General features: G+C 69.3%; 2 protein-coding genes and 1 pseudogene. 1 reads left to right on the plus strand and 2 read right to left on the minus strand.

Features of this window, described 5'->3' with window-relative positions; translation table 11 throughout:
• The coding region (locus tag ELR45_RS40865; protein ID WP_240759660.1) for an AAA family ATPase at positions 1 to 1,324 on the plus strand (1,324 nt) is incomplete at its 5' end.
• A 5-nt stretch (positions 1,325 to 1,329) separates the two neighbouring features.
• Here ELR45_RS40865 and ELR45_RS13500 read toward each other — a convergent pair.
• Positions 1,330 to 2,085 carry a siderophore-interacting protein gene (locus ELR45_RS13500; protein WP_240759722.1) on the minus strand — a complete coding sequence of 252 codons (756 nt, stop codon included), beginning with the start codon at positions 2,083 to 2,085 and terminating at the stop codon, positions 1,330 to 1,332.
• A gap of 69 nt (positions 2,086 to 2,154) precedes the next feature.
• Positions 2,155 to 2,439, minus strand: a pseudogene (locus ELR45_RS35135) (hypothetical protein); the annotation flags it as partial.

Here is a 2,439-nt window from a genome sequence, read left to right on the forward strand (position 1 = left end):
CCGGCTGAAGATGGAGGAGCTGGCGCTCGACAAGGAAGCGGATCAGCCGTCCCGGGAACGGCTCGCGGCGCTCCGCGCTGAGCTGGCGGACCGCGAAGAGGAGCTGCGAGGGCTCGAGGCCCGCTGGGAACAGGAGAAGGGCAGCCTGAACCGGGTCGGCTCGTTGAAGGAACAGATCGATGAGCTGCGCGGTCAGGCCGAGCGGTCCCAGCGCGAGGGTGACCTCGCCGGCGCCAGCGAGATCCTCTACGGGCGTATCCCGGAGCTGGAGAAGGAGCTGGCGGCCGCCACCGAGGTGGCGGAGAGCCCGACCGCTGAGACCATGGTGAAAGAGGAGGTCGGCCCCGACGACATCGCGGATGTGGTCGCTGCCTGGACGGGTATCCCCGCCGGTAGGTTGCTGGAAGGCGAGACCGGCAAGCTGCTGCGGATGGAGGATGAGCTGGGCCGGCGCGTGGTCGGGCAGAGCAAGGCCGTCACGGCCGTGTCGGATGCGGTGCGGCGGGCACGAGCCGGGGTCTCTGACCCGGATCGGCCGACCGGGGCGTTCCTCTTCCTCGGTCCGACTGGTGTCGGAAAGACCGAGCTGGCCAAGGCGCTGGCCGACTTCCTCTTCGACGACGAGCGGGCGATGGTCCGCATCGACATGAGCGAGTACAGCGAGAAGCACAGTGTCGCCCGGCTGGTCGGCGCGCCTCCGGGGTATGTCGGCTACGAGGAAGGCGGACAGCTCACGGAGTCGGTGCGTCGCCGTCCATACTCCGTCGTCCTGCTCGACGAGGTCGAGAAGGCACACCATGAGGTCTTCGACATCCTGCTGCAGGTGTTCGACGACGGACGGCTCACCGACGGACAGGGCCACACGGTCGACTTCCGCAACACCATCCTCATCCTCACCTCAAACCTGGGCTCGGCGTTCCTTGCCGATCCGGCGCTGGACGAGGCGGCCAAGCAGAACGCGGTCATGGAGGTCGTGCGCACCTCGTTCAAGCCCGAATTCCTGAACAGGCTGGACGACATCGTCATGTTCCAGCCGCTGGGCAGTGGAGAGCTGTCCCGCATCGTCGACCTGCTGGTGGACAAGCTCGGGGACCGGCTGGCGGACCGGCGCCTGCTGCTGCAGGTCAGTGACAGCGCCAGGGAATGGCTCGCACTGACCGGTTACGATCCGGTCTACGGTGCCCGGCCGCTGCGCCGGCTGGTGGAGACAGCCATCGGCGACCGGCTGGCGCGGGCGATCCTCGGCGGCGACATCCGCGACGGCGACACGGTCAGCGTCGATCTCGACGAGGGCGCCGACCAGCTCACCGTCCGCGCCACCTGACGGGCTCAGCTGGGCGAGCCCGAGCGGCCGAGGCGCCAGTAGCCATAGGCGTGGATGTCGGATCGGGCGACGCCGCGCTCGGCGGCCGCGAACCGGCGGATAGTGCGCACCTGAGATGTCTCCCCGGCTACCCATACCACCACGCGCCCGTCTGGCCAGGTGAGCTCCTGGACGGATCGTTCGAGAGCGCCGGTGGTCCCGGCAGACGCACCGTCCCGGTGCAGCCAGCGCACGTCGAGGTCGGCACCGGTATCGATCGGCTGTTCCTCTGCGGCGTCGGCCACCTCGACGAAGGCGTGCACGGCCAGGCCTGCCTGGGCGGCCTCCAGCAGTGACGCGACGGCCGGCAGACCTGTCTCATCGCTGGCCATCACCAGGGCATCGCCGTCGAACGACGGAACTGCGTGCGGCCGGGGGCCGGTGAAGGGAATCGTGTCGCCCGGCTCGGCGGCCGTCGCCCAACGGACGAACGGGCCGTCGCCGTGCAGGACGACGTCGATATCGAGCCTGCCGGACGGCTCGTCGTACCGGCGGATCGTGTAGGTGCGGCTGGGCGGGCGGGCGCCACTGGTCGCCGTGGCGGCGAGGTCGGCCGGTGGGCTCAGCCGCAACACCTGGTTAGGGCATGACGGGTCGACCGGCAGGTGCTCCACGTCGATCTCACCCGTGAGCCGGAGCATTCTCGGCGTCACTGGTACGGTGCCGACCACTCGCAGCATCCCGCTGGTCTGTCGCGTGTCCGCTCCGATGACCTGTCGCATCTCCACCACGCATGGGAGCATAGCCAGTGAGCTGGGCTCGTGCAGCTGTGGACCCGCCCTCGCCAATTCTCAGCGGAGTGGGTCGCCTACACGGACCCGCTCCTTGGTGGCGGCCGCCTCGGTGATCCGCTCGATCGGGTACGCCGTGGTCGCGCTGCTGCCCCGGATGGAGACGACGTCGTCGCCGGAGAACTCGTACCGCAGCGTCTCGCCGTAGGAGCCGAACCCGATCCCGCCGACGATGCGCAGTGTGCTGTCGTCCACGACCTCGAGCTTGGTGGGTGGCTGGGTGGGGTCGTCGGCCACCGGCCGAGTGAGATAGAGCTGCCCACCAAGGCGGACGACGTCGTTCAC

The sequence above is a fragment of the Phytoactinopolyspora endophytica genome (assembly GCF_004138495.1).
Classification (GTDB): Bacteria; Actinomycetota; Actinomycetes; order Jiangellales; family Jiangellaceae; genus Phytoactinopolyspora; species Phytoactinopolyspora endophytica.

Bases quoted from the DNA above. Each gene is read 5' to 3' on its own strand.
- ELR45_RS13500 (WP_240759722.1), bottom strand. From the start codon at position 2,085: ATGCGACAGGTCATCGGAGCGGACACGCGACAGACCAGCGGGATGCTG.